The sequence below is a fragment of the Halomonas sp. ML-15 genome (assembly GCF_014779595.1).
Classification (GTDB): domain Bacteria; phylum Pseudomonadota; class Gammaproteobacteria; order Pseudomonadales; family Halomonadaceae; genus Franzmannia.
On sequence record NZ_JACXZT010000019.1, the window covers coordinates 1,664,462 to 1,678,490 of the forward strand.

Genomic DNA, 14,029 nt, shown 5'->3' on the forward strand with positions numbered 1-14,029 from the left:
TGGATAGAAGGCCTTGCGCGCCAGGTGCAGCATCACCGAGGAGTCCTTGCCGATGGAGTACATCATCACCGGATGACGGAACTCGGCGGCCACCTCACGAATGATATGGATCGATTCCGCCTCGAGTTGCTTGAGGTGGGTCTGGCGTTCGGGGGACAGCATCGGCTGGCAACCTCTTCAATAAGCACTGTATCGCGGTAGCGATAACGGTGCCGGTAGGGTAACGAGGAGCCAACCATAACGTCAAAGAATCAAGAAATATCTTTTTATCTCTTAATGGAATAACGCATAGGGAAATACAAGGTCAGAGCGTTACACGTTCTACCCAGGTGGCAAGGCTGTCGTAGCTAAGGTCGACGATGCGATAACCGGGCCGCGAGGCCTGATCGATGGCGAAGGCGTCAGCCCCGGGGAGGAACTGATCGGCAGTCGCCGGCGTGCCGTAGACGGGAATGCTGCGCTCTCCGTCGCTGTCCATCGCAACGGCATGGTGCGCGGCAAAGGCCTGATGGATATGCCCGCAGAGCACCGCCTGCACCTGCGCATGAGGCCCCAGCGTTGTCCAGAAGCGCTCCCGGTCCTGCAGCCCAATGGCGTCCATCCAGGTGGCCCCCACCTCGAGCGGCGGATGATGCATGGCAATCAGGGTCGGCCGTGGGTCGTCGGCCAACTGCTCGCCCAACCACTGGCACTGGACCTCGCCCACCTCGCCATGGGGCTGCCCCGCCACCTGAGTATTCAGCAATAGCAGCCGCCAATCGCCGAGCTCCACCTCATCGAGCAGCGGCCGAGCCTCGGCCATCAGCTGGGGATGATCGTGGTTACCGGGTAGCCAGTACCACGGGCAGTCGAGGTCGACAAACGCCTCCAGGGCATGGCGGTAGGAGGCAGACGTGGCATCCTGGCTGATATCGCCGCTGATCAGCAGGGCGTCGGGGCGTTGACGGCGCGCGTGCTCGACGACCGCCTGCAGCTGGCGCAACGGGAAACCCGCGCGCGAACGCGCCAGCGGGTCGGCGTTGAGATGGCAATCGGTGATCTGGACCAGCCGCATCCGGCGAGGCTCCTTGGACAAGGTAGTGGATCAACGCATGATCGGCAGGTCGAGGGAGTGACCGTGGGCCAGGCCATGCTCCAGCCATTCACCGAGAAAGCGGTTGAGCTGCAGCTTCTCATCGGGCTGGTGCATACGCGGATTGGGGTAACGGTAGCGACCGCGGAAATGGCGCTGGCGCTGGAAATCGGTCACCTCAGCCATGCGTACGTCGTGATAGAGGTGCACCCGCATGCGCGGCGGATCGATAAAGTCGTCCAGCACGCCGCTCTGGGATACGCGCAGGATGGTGGTGTAGGGGGCGCGCTCGAGCACCTCGAGCCATAGCGAGCCGAAGCGCGACTCTCGACCCTGCAGGGCAATCTCGCGGACGTCTCCCGCCTCGAGATCGCCCAGCAGTCGAGTCAGGCGCAGGTAGTTGGCGGTGCATTCACCCTGCAGGGTCTTGAGATCGGTGACATAGGCGGTTCTGGCCACAGGCTTACCTCCTTGCACGCAGTGAGGCCCGCTCTCGTGCCAACCAGTGGAAGGCGATCAGGCACATGGCATTGTCGAGTCGACCAGCCTCGAGGAGTTCCCAGGCCTTGAGAAACGGCAGCACGTGGACCTGAATGTCCTCGTGCTCCTCATCCAGGCCATGGACGCCGCCTACATCACGGCTGTCGACCAGCCCGCAATAGAGGGTCACCCGCTCGCTGCAGGCACCGGGGCTGGGATAATAGGTGTGCAGTTCGATCAGCTCGTCGATATCGCAGCCGGCCTCTTCTATGGCCTCGCGCCGCGCCACCTCGGCGGGGTCCTCCCCGGCCTCGATCAGGCCAGCCACCGGCTCGAGTTTCCAGGGGCTCAGCGGGTCATCCAGAGCGCCGGCGCGAATCTGCTCGACCAGCACCACCGCATCACAGTTGACGTCGTATAGCAGCACGCCCACGGCGTCGCGGCGCACGTGCACCTCACGCACCACTGGCGCGCTCCAGCCACCCTGAAACAGGCGATGGCGCAGGGTACGCCGCTCCAGGCGGAAGAAGCCTTGGAACAGGCACTCATCGTCTTGGCGCTCGACGTCGGCGGCGTGAAAACGCGGCGTGTCGACGATTGGCGCAGCGCGCTCGGCGCCGCCTAGGGGCGCGGTAGGCGAATCAGACATCGTGACTCCGGCTCGGATGAATGAGCCATTATCACGACCTCGCCCCTCTCTGCCAACCGCCCGTGCGCCTCGCGCTTGTCAAGTCAGCCGCGACAGCAGGGTTCTGGCCTCGATGCGCAGCGCCTCATCGGAGTCCGGGCGATCGACTCGCGCCTCGCCGTCGACGGCGCGCTGGGCGTGCTCGCGGGCCTCCTCGCTACGCCCCTCTTCTTGCAGGAAGGCAGCATAGTAGTAGTTGACGTCGATGCCGTCGGGGCGTATCTCCAGGGCGCGCTGGAACATCTGCTCGGCGGTGTTGCTGTTGCCGAAGCCCAGCGGGCGGCCCGGTACACGGTCGTAGAGCGCGCCCAGGGTCACGTAGGCCGAGCCGTTGCTGCCGTCCGGATCGAGCTCCACCGCCCGCTCCAGGGCGTCGCGGGCATCCCGGGCGTTGCCCAGTGCGCCGAGCCCGCTGCGCTCTTGGGCATAGGACGCCAGAATAATGCCCTGCCATACCAGCACCTCGGCCTGATCGGCATGGCGACCGGCCAGTGCCTCGGCCTCATCGGCAAGCCGCGACAGCGCATCGCGGCGTTCGCTGCCGCGCAGCTCAGTGGTAGCGCTCTCCCACTGGGACTTGAGTGCAGCCACCTCATCCTGATAGGCCAGCAGCGGCCCGCTGGTAAGTGCCAGCAAACCGGCCAGGGTGCAGGCAGCGAGGCTAGGGAAACGACGGATCATGGCGAATACTCCTGGTGCATTATTATTGATGGGTCACCCAGACAATGTAACGAACGTTTGAATGAACGCCTAGGCAGACTTCCGTCGCATATCCACTTGACTGCCCAGCCCTTCAAGGACTGCCGTCGACAGGCCTTCGAGGGGGCGCTGTAAACCTTCCCTGGGCGCTACCTGCGCCCTGCTGCGCTCTCGCATCCTGCTCCGCTTGCAGGACCGGTGCTGGCCATCCATGGCCAGCCCGTTCAGAGCAGTGCTCCTCACCCATGGCGCAGCCCCCCCTCTACGACCTGTCCCCGGCGTCCTTCGCCGAGTAGAGGCAACCGCGATAGTGCTGCAGAGCACATCCTGCAACTTGGCCGCTTGCCCCGGCTTGCGTATGGTAGCGGCAAGCCGCAGGAGGAGCCGTAATGAAAGGCCGCAATATGACTCGCTGGCGGGACCCCGCCAAGGACCCGCGCCAGGAACCCAAGAGCCACCTGATTACCGCTGAGGGCTTTGCGCGCCTCAAGGGCATCCATGAGCACCTGTCACGGGTCAAGCGCCCGCAGCTCTCGGCCAAGGTCGGCGAGGCCGCGGCCCTCGGCGACCGCAGCGAAAACGCCGACTACACCTACAACAAGAAGGAGCTCAACCGCGTCATCGCGCGTATTCGCTATCTCGGCAAGCGCCTCGACGAACTGCAGGTCGTCGACCGGCTGCCGGCCGACACCGGCCGGATCTACTTCGGCGCCTTCGTCACCCTCGAGGACGACGACGGCGAGGAGCTCGAGATCCGTATCGTCGGCCACGACGAGACCGATACCGCCAAGCGCTGGATCAGCGTCGATGCGCCGCTGGCCAAGGCCCTGCTCGGCAAGGCGCTGGACGACGAGGCAACGGTGGCCGCACCGGGTGGCGAAACCACCTATATCATCACCGCTATCGCTTACCGCGACCCGAGCGCAAAATAGCCGCGTATCAGGTTTTGTACGAAAAGTCGGCGAGCGATGGCCAGACAAGGCAAAAATCGACGAAAACGGACCGGGCTCGCGCACGAGTTTACGGGGTGTAAATGAGTACTTTGAGCCGATTTTTAACGCCGTATGGGCGAGCGCAGACAGTTTTCGTACAGAACCTAGGGCTTGGCCATCAGGTCGCCGCGCCAGGCCCGCCAGAAGGTCACGCCCTGCAGCACCGCGAACAGCGCCTCGAACAGGGCCGGTAGCCATAGCCAGCCCGTGGCAAACAGGAAGAACAGCGCAAACAGCCCCCGGCACAGGATCGACAGCAGCGCCACCAGGCGATTGTGCAGCGGTGCCAGGGCAGCCGGCAGATAGAGCAGCCCCACCACGACCATGGCCAGGCCGGCATAGCGTACCCAGGTCAGTGGGTACGGCAGATCGGCGCCCATCACGCCCAGCAGGCTAACCGGCCAGAGCCACAGCCATAGGCCCAGCAGCACATTGAGGGCGATTCCTACCTGCATCACCCGTCGATAGGTCGCGAACATATCGTGTGAGGTCTGCATTACATTACTCCTTAGCCAAACGTTTAAAACGTCAGCAAGTAGTTGAGCAGGTCAGAGCGCTCCTGCGCCGTCAGCTCGGTGCCGTAGAGATGCCCCTGGCGACCGTTGCCGGGCTCGCTGGTGTCGAAACAGAAGCCTTCTGCCAGAGGCTCGCCGGGCGTGCAGTCCGGCGCCACGAAACCGCCCTTCTCCTCATCCAGCACGTCCAGCCCGCGCACGAAGGCTGGCGGGCGCTCCGCCGGTGGCAGCAGCAGGTCATACAGGGTCGGCACGGCGCCATTGTGCAGGTAAGGCGCCCGCAGCCAGAGCCCGTCGAGGGGCAGGTTGGCGTAGCCGTCGGTGTTGCGGAAGTGCCGGAAGCGGTAGCGCTCGTCATCCTCGAACAGAGTCATCTGATAGCGCTGCAGGGTCTCGGTGTAGCTATCGAGGCGAGCCGGATCGACGCCCAGTAGATCGTTGGGCACCACCTGGCCAAGACGCTCCCCTGCGAAGACGTAGCGCTCGCCGTCCTGGTAGCCGTGACAATCGGCGCAGTGGCGCATATAGAGCGGCTTGCCGGCGGCCACCCCCTCGGGGTCCGGACGATAAGGGCTGGGCGGCGGCTCGAGGTCCAGCAGCCAGTCGGCCACCCGCTCGATGCCCGCGTGGTCGACGCTCTCCTCTGTTACCCCGGCGCCGATGGCGGCACTCAGGTTGCGCTCCTGCAACGAGGCGTTGTTGCCATCCCAGTGCAGGTCCATGCCCTGACGGGGGCGCTGCAAGAAGATCGCCGGGAAGTCGCTGGTGCCGATCCGCTCCGCCTCATCCAGCTCAGCAACATCCATATCGAACTGCAGCAGCTTGTAGGGATTGAAGGTGTCCACGCGGCCTGGGCCCCAGGGGGGCTGCTTGTCCAGCAGTGGCGCGAGTGTCGCCCGGGTCTCCAGCAGCCCCTCGCGCACCTGGGGCAGGACCGCATAGCGCCATACCTGTCGCTCGATCCAGCCCAGCCGCTGTCCCTGGGCATCCATCTCGTCGAGCACGCGCTCCGGCGCCAGCCGCGGATCATCGGCCGCCTCCAGCAGGAAGCTGATAAACCCATGCAGATCGAGGTTATTGGAGGGCATGCCGGAGATCTGCCGGGGGGAGGCCTCCGGCGAGTCGCGGACCGTTCCCACGTGGCAGAGCGCACAGTTGAACCAGGCGATCTCCACGCCGCGCACTTCCCGAGTGCCGAGGCCAATCGGTAGATCCCCCCGGCTCGCGTCGTCGCCCGGCGCGTAGAGAAAACCGAAGACCTCGTAGTGCCGGTCGTCGAAGACGTCCGGGAACAGCGCCGGGAGCACCCGCCATAGCCTTACCGGGAGGCCGCTGACCTCGCTGCCGATGGAGCCGTGCAGGAAGTGGGTCTCCGGGTCGGCGTAGTGCTGCACCGACTCACCGCTATAGCGCCACAGCGTCGGCACGCCGATCACCAGGGCCAGCAGACCGATCACCACCACGGCCATGGCGAGCAGCGCCAGTGGCAGACGCAGCCAGCGCCGGCGGCGGGCCTCCTGTTGCACGGCAGTGACCGGGGGCTCCTGTGGTCTCATGGCAGCCTCACGTATGCTTCGCCGGCGGCACCGGTGGCAGGCGCAGCTCGGGGCGGGTGTCGTAGATGGCCATCAGGGCCGCGATCATGCGCTCGTGATCACCATCGAAGCGGGACAGCTCATAACAACCCAGTGGATTCTTCGGCGCGTTGAGCAGGCATTTGTTGCAGAAGGTGCAGGGGCGTGCCGGGGCGTCGTGCCCGGCCTGCCACAGCCGGGGCAGGTCGGGGTTGGCGATCAGCGCGCGGGCGCTGGAGACGGCGTCGCAGGCCCCGCTGTCGATGGCCTCGCGTACCAGAGCGGCGCGCTGATAGCCGCCGGTACTGATCACCGGAATGCCCACTGCCTGGCGCACCGCGCGCGCCTCGTCGAGGCTCACACCCTCCACCACATGGCCGCGCTGGTGGCGAGACCACAGCCAGCGAAATATCCAGCGCAGCGACGAATAGCGAAACAGCAGGTAATTGCGGAAGGTGTTGGTCCCGGCGGAGAGCATGGCATCGTAGCTGCTGGCGATGGTCTCGAAGGAGAACTCCCCCGGCGGATTCAGGGGATGGGGAAAGAGACTGCCGACCGATACGTGCAGGGCATCGGCACCCGCCGTTTCCACCCAGCGGCACACCTGCAGGCTCTCCGCCAGGGTATTGCCCTTGCGTTCCCAGGGCAGGATGTCGTTATGGTCTACGACGCTGATCTTCACCTGCAGGTGGAAGTCGGGGCCCACTCGCTCACGAATGGCGTGGATCACCTCCAGCAGGAAGCGCGCCCGGTTGGCCAGTGACCCGCCATAGCGGTCGCGCCGGTCATTGATGGCAGAACTCAGAAACTGGGTGAACAGGTAGCCGTTGGCGGCGTGCAGCTCCACGCCGTCGAGGCCCGCCTCCCGGGCGCGCCAGGCCCCGTCGGCGAAAGCCTCGATGGTGCGTTCGATCTCATGCTCACTCATGGCCCGGCACAGGAAGCCGTGCAGCGGCTCCTTGTGGTGAGTGGCGCTGAGCGACCGGCGATGCTGGTTATGGACCCCGGGAAGATCCATCTGCCGCCCGGAGTGGCTGAGCTGCAGGATGTACTTGCAGTCGAAGCGGTGCACCGCCTCGCCGAGCCGCTGCCATAGTGGAATGAAGTCATCGCGGTGGATGGTGGCATAGCCGGCGATGATGCGCCCCTCCATCTGCACCGGCACGAAGGAGGAGATGATGGCGCCCACCCCTCCCCGGGCGAACTGGCACTCCCAGTTGATGCGCGTTTGAGTCAGGCTGCCGTCTTCGTTATCGAAGCGCCCGGAGATGTTCGAGCGGAAGAGACGATTCTTGACCGCCAGGTTGCGCCACTTGAGCGGCGAGAAGATCACATCCTCGCTCATCGTCCGCCCTCCCCTGACCTAGATGCCATGGCCTGCTCCCAGATATCGGCCAGCAGCGCCAGGATGAAACGCTGGGCCGGACAACGCCCCCAGCTATCGCCCATGAAGGCCAACTCCCGGTCGCCACTGCTCCGCACACTCTCGGCGAGTCGCAGCAACACCAGATCGCCGGGCACCAGGCGACGCGGCGAGCAGGGTGTCGACAGCGGCGCCAGCACCTGGCGCAGCAGCGCTTCCGGTACGCTGAGGCAGCGCGCCAGCACCGCCGCCTGGGACAGCGCTGATGCCTCCCGAGTAGCGGCCAGAATCCTCATCGACACAAGCGCCGCCACCAGGTTATGCACCGCCACGCTGGTGGCATGCAGGGTCATGGGGTCGCCCTGGGCGCGCTCATACAACAGTTGGCGATCTCGGCGAAGTTGGCCACTGAGGCGCTGGAGCAGCGCCTTGAGGGCATTGACGCGCGGATAGTCGTTAAGCCGCCGGGCGGCGGCAAAGCTTGCCTCGTCGGCCCGGTAATCGTCGCGAAACCGCCGCCCCAGCAGCCCCTGGGCGGCAGGCCCCAGCGCCTCGGCTTCAGCCTGGCCGGCCACGACGTCCACTAGGGCCTTGAAAGCGGGATCCTGGCGCCAGATCGCCGCTTCGGCGCCCTCGTCCAGCCGCCGCCCCAGCTCGGCGTGGCACGACTCGCGCCCCTTGGCCTCGCGGCCCAGCAGGGCCGGCAGCGGCTCTCCGTCGAAGACGAAGGCACCGCGCAGTCGGGCCAGGCGCGAGCGATTGATCAGGCCGCCGCTGGGGGCCAAGGAGCGGTCGAGACGCGAATCACCGTCGAGCAGACGAATCTCTCCGGGGTCGGTGACCTCCAGAACGTTGATCAGCCCGGGAATATGCAGGCGTCTGGCCACGCTATCTCCTTCTCTCATGCCGCTGGTCCGCTATCGATCCCGCTGCTCTACTAATCCGAACTCTTTCCGCATTAGCCGCGGTTCCACGGGAAGAAGGCGTTGCGCACGCCCTCCAGCCGTGGCGCCAGTTCGGGAAAGTGGCGGCCGATGACCGACTTCATATCATTGTTATCGATCCACTCCATCCCGGCCCGGGTGTAGACCTCGGGGGTATAATCGTCGGTGAAGAAGCGGTCGCTCTTGAGGCGTCGCGAGGCCATCAGGATGAAGATGCGGAAGGCGGTATCGCTGAAGGCGAAGCCGGGCGGCGGGGTCTCGGCCAGACAGCCGATCAGCAGGTCGACCTCCTCCACGTCGCCATAGACCGCCTCCAGCTCGCGCTGCCACTCGGGGTTGTCGGTCAGCTCTGCAAAGCTCGCGGGGGCCGGCATGTCGATCAGGCGGCGGAAGCGGCAGTAGCGCGGCACCCCGCGTTCGCGGTCGCGCAGCACATCCACCGTGGCCAGGTCGATCGTTCGATGATGGGGCGCCTGCTTCTCGTGCTGCTGCAGGTGACTCGGAAAATTGTGCAGCACCAGGGCGCCGGGGTGGCTGGTGCCCAGCGAGTAGAGCGCATCGCTGAGCGACATCTCCGAATAGAGCGCCTGGGTCAGAGAGCCGGCCACCTCGGTCAGGCCACACTCCTTGATCAGGCCGTCGTCGTCCAGACGCCGGAAGCTGAAATCGTCGGGAATCAGCGGATGCATGCGGTAGACGGCGCTGAACTCCTCGGTAATCGCGTAGGGCGCGGCATGGTGATCCACCGGCGAGCCGACGATGCCGCTGAACAGTTCGCTGTCGCTGACACGCCCCCGGCTGCGGTAGAAGTGCTCGTCGAGCACCCCCCACCAGTTGGAACGCATGCCAAGCCGCAGCTCCGGCGTGTCGAGCAGCGCCGGGGTCCACTCGACGGTGTGGATCTTGGCAATCAGCGCCGCGACTACCAGCCGAGCCTTCTGGAACAGCCACTCGCCGTCACGGTCGGGGTGCTCGATGCGCAGCCGGTCGACGATGGCGTTGTGCTCCATGGCGAACAGGGTGTGCATCAGCGACAGGCCAATCCACCAGTTGCCGTTGGCGCCCGCCAGCTCGATGCCGTGTTCATCCAGCGGCAGGTGGCCATCGGGCTTGAGGTAGAGCTTGCCATCGGCCAGCAGTTCACCGCTGTCGGGGTCGGTGCGCACCAGGCGCTGACGGCGCAGGCTGCTGCCGTAGATCTGGGAGGCGTCCCACCACTGGGTCTCGGTGTTGAGGAAGGTATCGGGGTGCCCCTCATCGGCGGAGGAGCGGGTGGTATCGCGACGGCTGCGTAGCACCGTCATGCTCTCCCAGGGCCAGTCATCGTCCTCGTCCAGGGGTACCTCGTGGCGCTCGGCCTCGGTGTCGTTGGAGCCGTGGCTGAACCAGTCGTGGACCATGAACTGCAGCCAGGCGGGGACCAGAACATTGAGCGTGGTCGCCGGCACGAAGGTGTTGCGGGTCATCAGGCGCCGGCTGATCACCCGGGGGCTGGGCGTCATCAGTCTGTCGCCGGTCTCGCCGAAGGTCTCGGCAGGCGGCACATTGCGACCGAAGCGGGTATACGCCTTGCCCATGGCGGGTTCCGCCAGGTCGTTGTAGCTGCCGTCGGCGGTGCGGAACTGGTGGACGTCGATCGCTTCCCGCTCGGGCTTCTCGAGGGGCTCCCGCTCGGTCGAGTAGAGATTGTGCCAACGCAGGTTGCGGCGCAGGGCAACGAGATTGATCACGGCGATGGGGAAGGGAAACCGATACCACTGGCGGCGCCTGTTGATGCGCCGAAACACCCGACCGAGCAAACCACTTCCACGTTGACCGAACATGAGACTCCCCCCTGAACAATGCCGTCGCTACCCACCCAATCTCCCCCAAGGCCTAGGAGCCTGTCGGACTTAACGCTGATCCACTGCGAGATCCGGTCTTTCGGCCAATTTCATTCGATCTGATTCGTTAAATAGCGGGCTATTCGCCTCATCAGATCGATAAACTTGGCTCGAAATCCAAATCTCTCGTGACGATCGGTCAAATCCGACAGGCTCCTAGAGATCTCAGTTACACAAGAGTGACGTGACCTCACCGAACTTGACTACTAACCTCTAGCACAGGGTCCGAGTTCCCACCAGCAAGGGAGCGGGCGCATCAGACCCTTAAACGCGCAGGGGGGGGGTGCCGGGGGATGAGCAGATACGCCGCGGGATTTCGTGCCATGGTACTGCTGGGGGTGGTGGCCAACCTCCTCTTCGCCCTGCCGGCGGTCATTGCGCCTAACGCGGTGATCAGCCTGGTGGGCGGCGCCCCGGTTGCCGAGCCGGTGTGGCCCGCCTTTGCCGCCTGGCTGCTGATTCTGCTCAGCCTGTTCTACCTGCCGGCGGCATTCGATCCTTATCACTACCGCTCCATCGCCATGCTGGCGGTCCTGGCGCGTTTCGCCGGGGTGGTGTTCTTCACCTTGCTGTATCCACAATTTCCCCTCTTCGCCCTGATCGACCTGTTCTTCGGCGTGACCCAGGGCGCCCTGCTGTTGCTGCTTCGCCGCGCCGAAAAAACGACATAATAAAACTCGAGGAGAGACGCTCATGGCATCCACACACCCAGGGAGTTCCAAATCTTCGCGGCGCTGGTGGATATGGCTGCTGCTGTTATTGATCTCCGCAGGGGTGCTCGGGGCAGTCGGCTGGTACCAGCTATTTCGGGAGGAGCCGCAGCGCTTCGATAGCGTCGAGGCCTACTACCTGTACGGTTCCATCGGCGCCGAGCAGGAGGAGGGCATCCCCTACTGGATCTGGCGCGTACTGCCGGATGTCTTTCCCCAGCACCTGCCCGGAGAGGGTGGCTACGAGGCCTTGGGCGTACTCTGGGAAGAGGGCGAGCCAACCCCGGCCGGCTTCTCCAAGAAGACCATCGGCTTCCCGCGCATCGCCATCAACTGCGCCGCCTGCCACACCGCCAGCTATCGCACCTCAGAAGACGGCGAACGCCAGATCGTCCCCACTGGCCCCCATCAGACCTTCGACCCCCAGGCCTACCTGGGTTTCCTGGGGGATGCCGCCAATGACCCGGACTTCACCGCTGCGACCCTGCTGTCGGCTATCGAGGAGGAGACCGATCTCTCCCTGCTCGACCGCCTGCTCTACCGCTTCCTGATCATTCCGCGGACCCGGGATGGGCTTCAGGAGCAGGCGACACGCTTCACCTGGACAGAGGAGCGCCCGCGCTGGGGGCCGGGGCGCATCGACCCCTTCAACCCGGTCAAGTTTCACCCCGACCTGTTGGCACTGGATCCCGCCGAAGACGACACCATCGGCAATTCCGACATCATGCCGCTGTGGGCGATGGACGAGCAGAAGGGCTTCGCCCTGCACTGGGATGGCCTCAACGACTCCTTGACCGAAGTGGTGCTGAGCGGCGCCATCGGTGACGGCGCCCGTCCCGATTCGCTGCCCGTGGCCGACCTCGCCGACCTGGAAGCCTACCTGCTGACCAAGCGTCCGCCGCCCTACCCCTTCCTCGACGATCTCGACGCCGACCTGGCCGCCGAAGGCGAGGCGCTGTTCCAGCAGACCTGTGCCGGCTGTCACAGCCTGGAGGGCGCACGCACTGGCTCGGTGATCCCCCAGACCGAGATCGGTACCGACCCCCACCGCCTCGCGATGTGGACCAGCGAGGCCGCCGAGCGCTACAACGCCTACGCCGAGGAGTACCCCTGGGACTTCAACGCCTTCGTCAAGACCGACGGCTACGTGGCCAAACCCCTGACCGGCATCTGGCTGCGCGCGCCCTACCTGCACAACGGCTCGGTCCCCACCCTGGAAGACCTGCTCCAGCCTGCCGAGGAGCGCCCCGAGCGCTTCTACCGCGGCTACGACGTCTACCACCCCGAGCTGATGGGCTTTATCCATGACGGCGAGGCCGCCGAGCGCCACGGCTTCCTGTACGACACCGCCGAGCCGGGCAACAGCCATCAGGGACACGAGGGAGCCGCGTTCGGCACCCAGCTCGATGACGAGGAGAAGGCGGCGTTAATCGAATACCTGAAGACGCTCTAGGCGCTGGGAGTAAATTGTGGCCGAATATCTGAAAGTCGTCTTCCCCGAGCGCCGCGAGGTCTGGCTCGACGGCGAGCCCGCCGCCTTGACCCAGTCGGTGTGCCAGGTCGATGCCGGCTGGTACACGGTGACGCTGGCCCCGCCGCAGGACTTTGCGCCCGAGTGCCAGCGAGTCGAGGTCATCGATACCCTGCCCTCGGCGCCGCTGATCGTCGAGTTCACCCTCAAGGAGCCGGGCCCGTGAGCTCCCTTGTGACGCGAGCATTCGGCCTGCTGCTGTCGTTGACGTTGCTGGCCGGCTGTGCCGCCTTCCCCGAGAATCAGCCGCTGGAGCGCATCGATACCAGCAGCGGCTACCGCTATGCCAACCTGGAGGGGGCGGACAACAGCGAGGAGCTGTTCGTGATCCTCAGTTTCTCCGGTGGCGGCACGCGGGCTGCCGCCCTCGCCTACGGCGTGCTGGAAAAACTGCGCGACAGCTGGGTCGAGCTGGACGGGGAGTCGCGCAACCTGCTGGATGAGGTGGATGTCATCTCGTCGGTATCCGGCGGCAGCTTTACGGCGGCCTACTATGGGCTGAATCGCGACGCCATCTTCGAGGAGGGGGGCCGGTTTCAGCGCCAGTTTCTCTACCGTGACGTCGAATCGGACCTGAAGCGTCGGCTGCTCAGCCCCTATAACTGGGCCAGACTGGCCTCGCCCACCTTCGGGCGCATCGAACTCGCCGAGGAGGTCTATCAGGAACGGCTCTTCGACCAGGCGACCTTCGCCGACCTGGCGGACAACGGCCGCAAGCCCTTCCTGCTGATCAATTCCACCGACATGGACAAGGGGTCCCAGTTCACCTTCGTACAGTCGCAGCTCGACCCGATGTGTGTCGATCTCGACAGCATCCCGCTGTCACGGGCCGTGGCGGCCTCGTCGAACTTCCCGATCGCCTTTACGCCGCTGACCCTCAACAGCTACCCCGGTCGCTGCGGCTACCAGGAGCCACCCTGGGTGGCCAACGCGCTGGAGGGCCTGAATACCAACCCCCGCCGCTACTACCGCGCGCGCCACTGGCAGCGCTACCAGGAGCCCGAGCGCGACCATGTGCATCTGCTCGATGGCGGCGTCTCCGACAATATCGGCCTGCGTCCCGCCCTCGATGCCCTGCGCGCGCCCACCCTGCAGGAGGTGGAGTGGAGCGTGCTGAACAAGATGAACCGGGAAATCGTCGACAAGCTGGTGGTGATCGTGGTCGACGCCAAGTCGGATGACATGGCGGCAGACTTCGACACCTCGCCCCGCTCTCCCGGGCCCAGGCAGGTGATCAACACCATCTCCACCACACCGCTGGCCAACTACTCCTTCGATACGGTGGAGCTGCTCAGGGAGGCCCTGCGCGACCGCGCGGACGCTCAGCGCCTCTCTCTGGACGCCGGCACCGGAATGCATCAGATCGATCTCTACTACATCTATGTCGGATTCGATCAGCTGCAGGACGACGCCGAGCGGGAGCGCTTCCAGCGCATTCCCACCCGCTTCCGCCTGCCCAGCGAGGAGGTGGATGCGCTGCGCCATATCGGCGCCGAGCTTCTGGAGCAGTCGCCCTGCTTCCAGCAGCTGGTGGGCCAGCGCGAGAGCTCGGATGGGCGACTGTGCAGCCATTGACGC

The 14,029-nt window shown here is 65.3% G+C and carries 15 protein-coding genes; 5 read left to right on the top strand and 10 right to left on the bottom strand.

What is annotated here, in order from left to right:
* From IEI94_RS19515 to IEI94_RS19535, 5 genes are all read right to left on the bottom strand, one after another.
* Positions 1 to 162 (bottom strand): phosphoadenosine phosphosulfate reductase family protein (locus IEI94_RS19515; RefSeq protein ID WP_224750321.1); only part of this gene is annotated, 162 nt, incomplete at its 3' end.
* A 142-nt stretch (positions 163 to 304) separates the two neighbouring features.
* Positions 305 to 1,054, bottom strand: coding sequence for a phosphodiesterase (locus IEI94_RS19520; protein ID WP_191168883.1), 750 nt, complete (start codon positions 1,052 to 1,054; stop codon positions 305 to 307).
* A gap of 30 nt (positions 1,055 to 1,084) precedes the next feature.
* Positions 1,085 to 1,531, bottom strand: coding sequence for a DUF1249 domain-containing protein (locus IEI94_RS19525; RefSeq protein WP_191168884.1), 447 nt, complete (start codon positions 1,529 to 1,531; stop codon positions 1,085 to 1,087).
* A 4-nt stretch (positions 1,532 to 1,535) separates the two neighbouring features.
* Positions 1,536 to 2,201: an NUDIX domain-containing protein gene (locus IEI94_RS19530; RefSeq protein ID WP_191168885.1), complete on the bottom strand. Its 666-nt coding sequence runs from the start codon at positions 2,199 to 2,201 to the stop codon at positions 1,536 to 1,538.
* Positions 2,202 to 2,279: 78 nt separating this feature from the next.
* A complete protein-coding gene (locus IEI94_RS19535) occupies positions 2,280 to 2,921 on the bottom strand; it encodes a TRAP transporter TatT component family protein (protein ID WP_191168886.1) in 642 nt (213 codons plus the stop codon).
* Between the two features lie 407 nt (positions 2,922 to 3,328).
* Between IEI94_RS19535 and greB the strand changes: the two genes are divergently transcribed.
* On the top strand, positions 3,329 to 3,871 hold the full coding sequence (gene greB, locus IEI94_RS19540; RefSeq protein ID WP_191168887.1) for a transcription elongation factor GreB: 543 nt from the start codon (positions 3,329 to 3,331) through the stop codon (positions 3,869 to 3,871).
* Between the two features lie 164 nt (positions 3,872 to 4,035).
* Here the strand turns inward: greB and IEI94_RS19545 are convergent, their stop codons facing one another.
* The 5 genes from IEI94_RS19545 to IEI94_RS19565 all read right to left on the bottom strand — a co-directional run bounded on the left by IEI94_RS19545 (position 4,036) and on the right by IEI94_RS19565 (position 10,150).
* Positions 4,036 to 4,428: a hypothetical protein gene (locus IEI94_RS19545; protein WP_191168888.1), complete on the bottom strand. Its 393-nt coding sequence runs from the start codon at positions 4,426 to 4,428 to the stop codon at positions 4,036 to 4,038.
* A gap of 23 nt (positions 4,429 to 4,451) precedes the next feature.
* Positions 4,452 to 6,002, bottom strand: a complete 1,551-nt coding sequence (locus IEI94_RS19550; RefSeq protein WP_191168889.1) for a hypothetical protein — start codon at positions 6,000 to 6,002, stop codon at positions 4,452 to 4,454.
* A 7-nt stretch (positions 6,003 to 6,009) separates the two neighbouring features.
* Positions 6,010 to 7,365, bottom strand: a complete 1,356-nt coding sequence (locus IEI94_RS19555) for an NADH:flavin oxidoreductase (RefSeq protein WP_191168890.1) — start codon at positions 7,363 to 7,365, stop codon at positions 6,010 to 6,012.
* Positions 7,362 to 8,270, bottom strand: coding sequence for a hypothetical protein (locus IEI94_RS19560; protein WP_191168891.1), 909 nt, complete (start codon positions 8,268 to 8,270; stop codon positions 7,362 to 7,364). Before IEI94_RS19560 ends, IEI94_RS19555 begins: the two co-directional genes overlap by 4 nt.
* A 71-nt stretch (positions 8,271 to 8,341) precedes the next feature.
* Entirely contained in the window at positions 8,342 to 10,150 is a 1,809-nt protein-coding gene (locus tag IEI94_RS19565; RefSeq protein ID WP_191168892.1) for a peroxidase family protein, read from the bottom strand.
* Positions 10,151 to 10,503: 353 nt separating this feature from the next.
* Between IEI94_RS19565 and IEI94_RS19570 the strand changes: the two genes are divergently transcribed.
* From IEI94_RS19570 to IEI94_RS19585, 4 genes are read left to right on the top strand one after another with little or no spacing between them, the layout of a single operon-like run.
* Complete coding sequence (locus IEI94_RS19570; protein WP_191168893.1) at positions 10,504 to 10,881, top strand: hypothetical protein; 378 nt, start codon at positions 10,504 to 10,506, stop codon at positions 10,879 to 10,881.
* A 22-nt stretch (positions 10,882 to 10,903) separates the two neighbouring features.
* A complete protein-coding gene (locus IEI94_RS19575; RefSeq protein ID WP_191168894.1) occupies positions 10,904 to 12,373 on the top strand; it encodes a c-type cytochrome in 1,470 nt (489 codons plus the stop codon).
* A 16-nt stretch (positions 12,374 to 12,389) separates the two neighbouring features.
* The gene (locus tag IEI94_RS19580; RefSeq protein WP_191168895.1) at positions 12,390 to 12,617 is read left to right on the top strand and encodes a hypothetical protein; all 228 of its coding nucleotides are present in this window, start codon (positions 12,390 to 12,392) and stop codon (positions 12,615 to 12,617) included.
* Positions 12,614 to 14,026 carry a patatin-like phospholipase family protein gene (locus IEI94_RS19585; RefSeq protein WP_191168896.1) on the top strand — a complete coding sequence of 471 codons (1,413 nt, stop codon included), beginning with the start codon at positions 12,614 to 12,616 and terminating at the stop codon, positions 14,024 to 14,026. The genes IEI94_RS19580 and IEI94_RS19585 overlap by 4 nt, the downstream gene beginning before the upstream one ends.
* Positions 14,027 to 14,029: the final 3 nt, after the last annotated feature.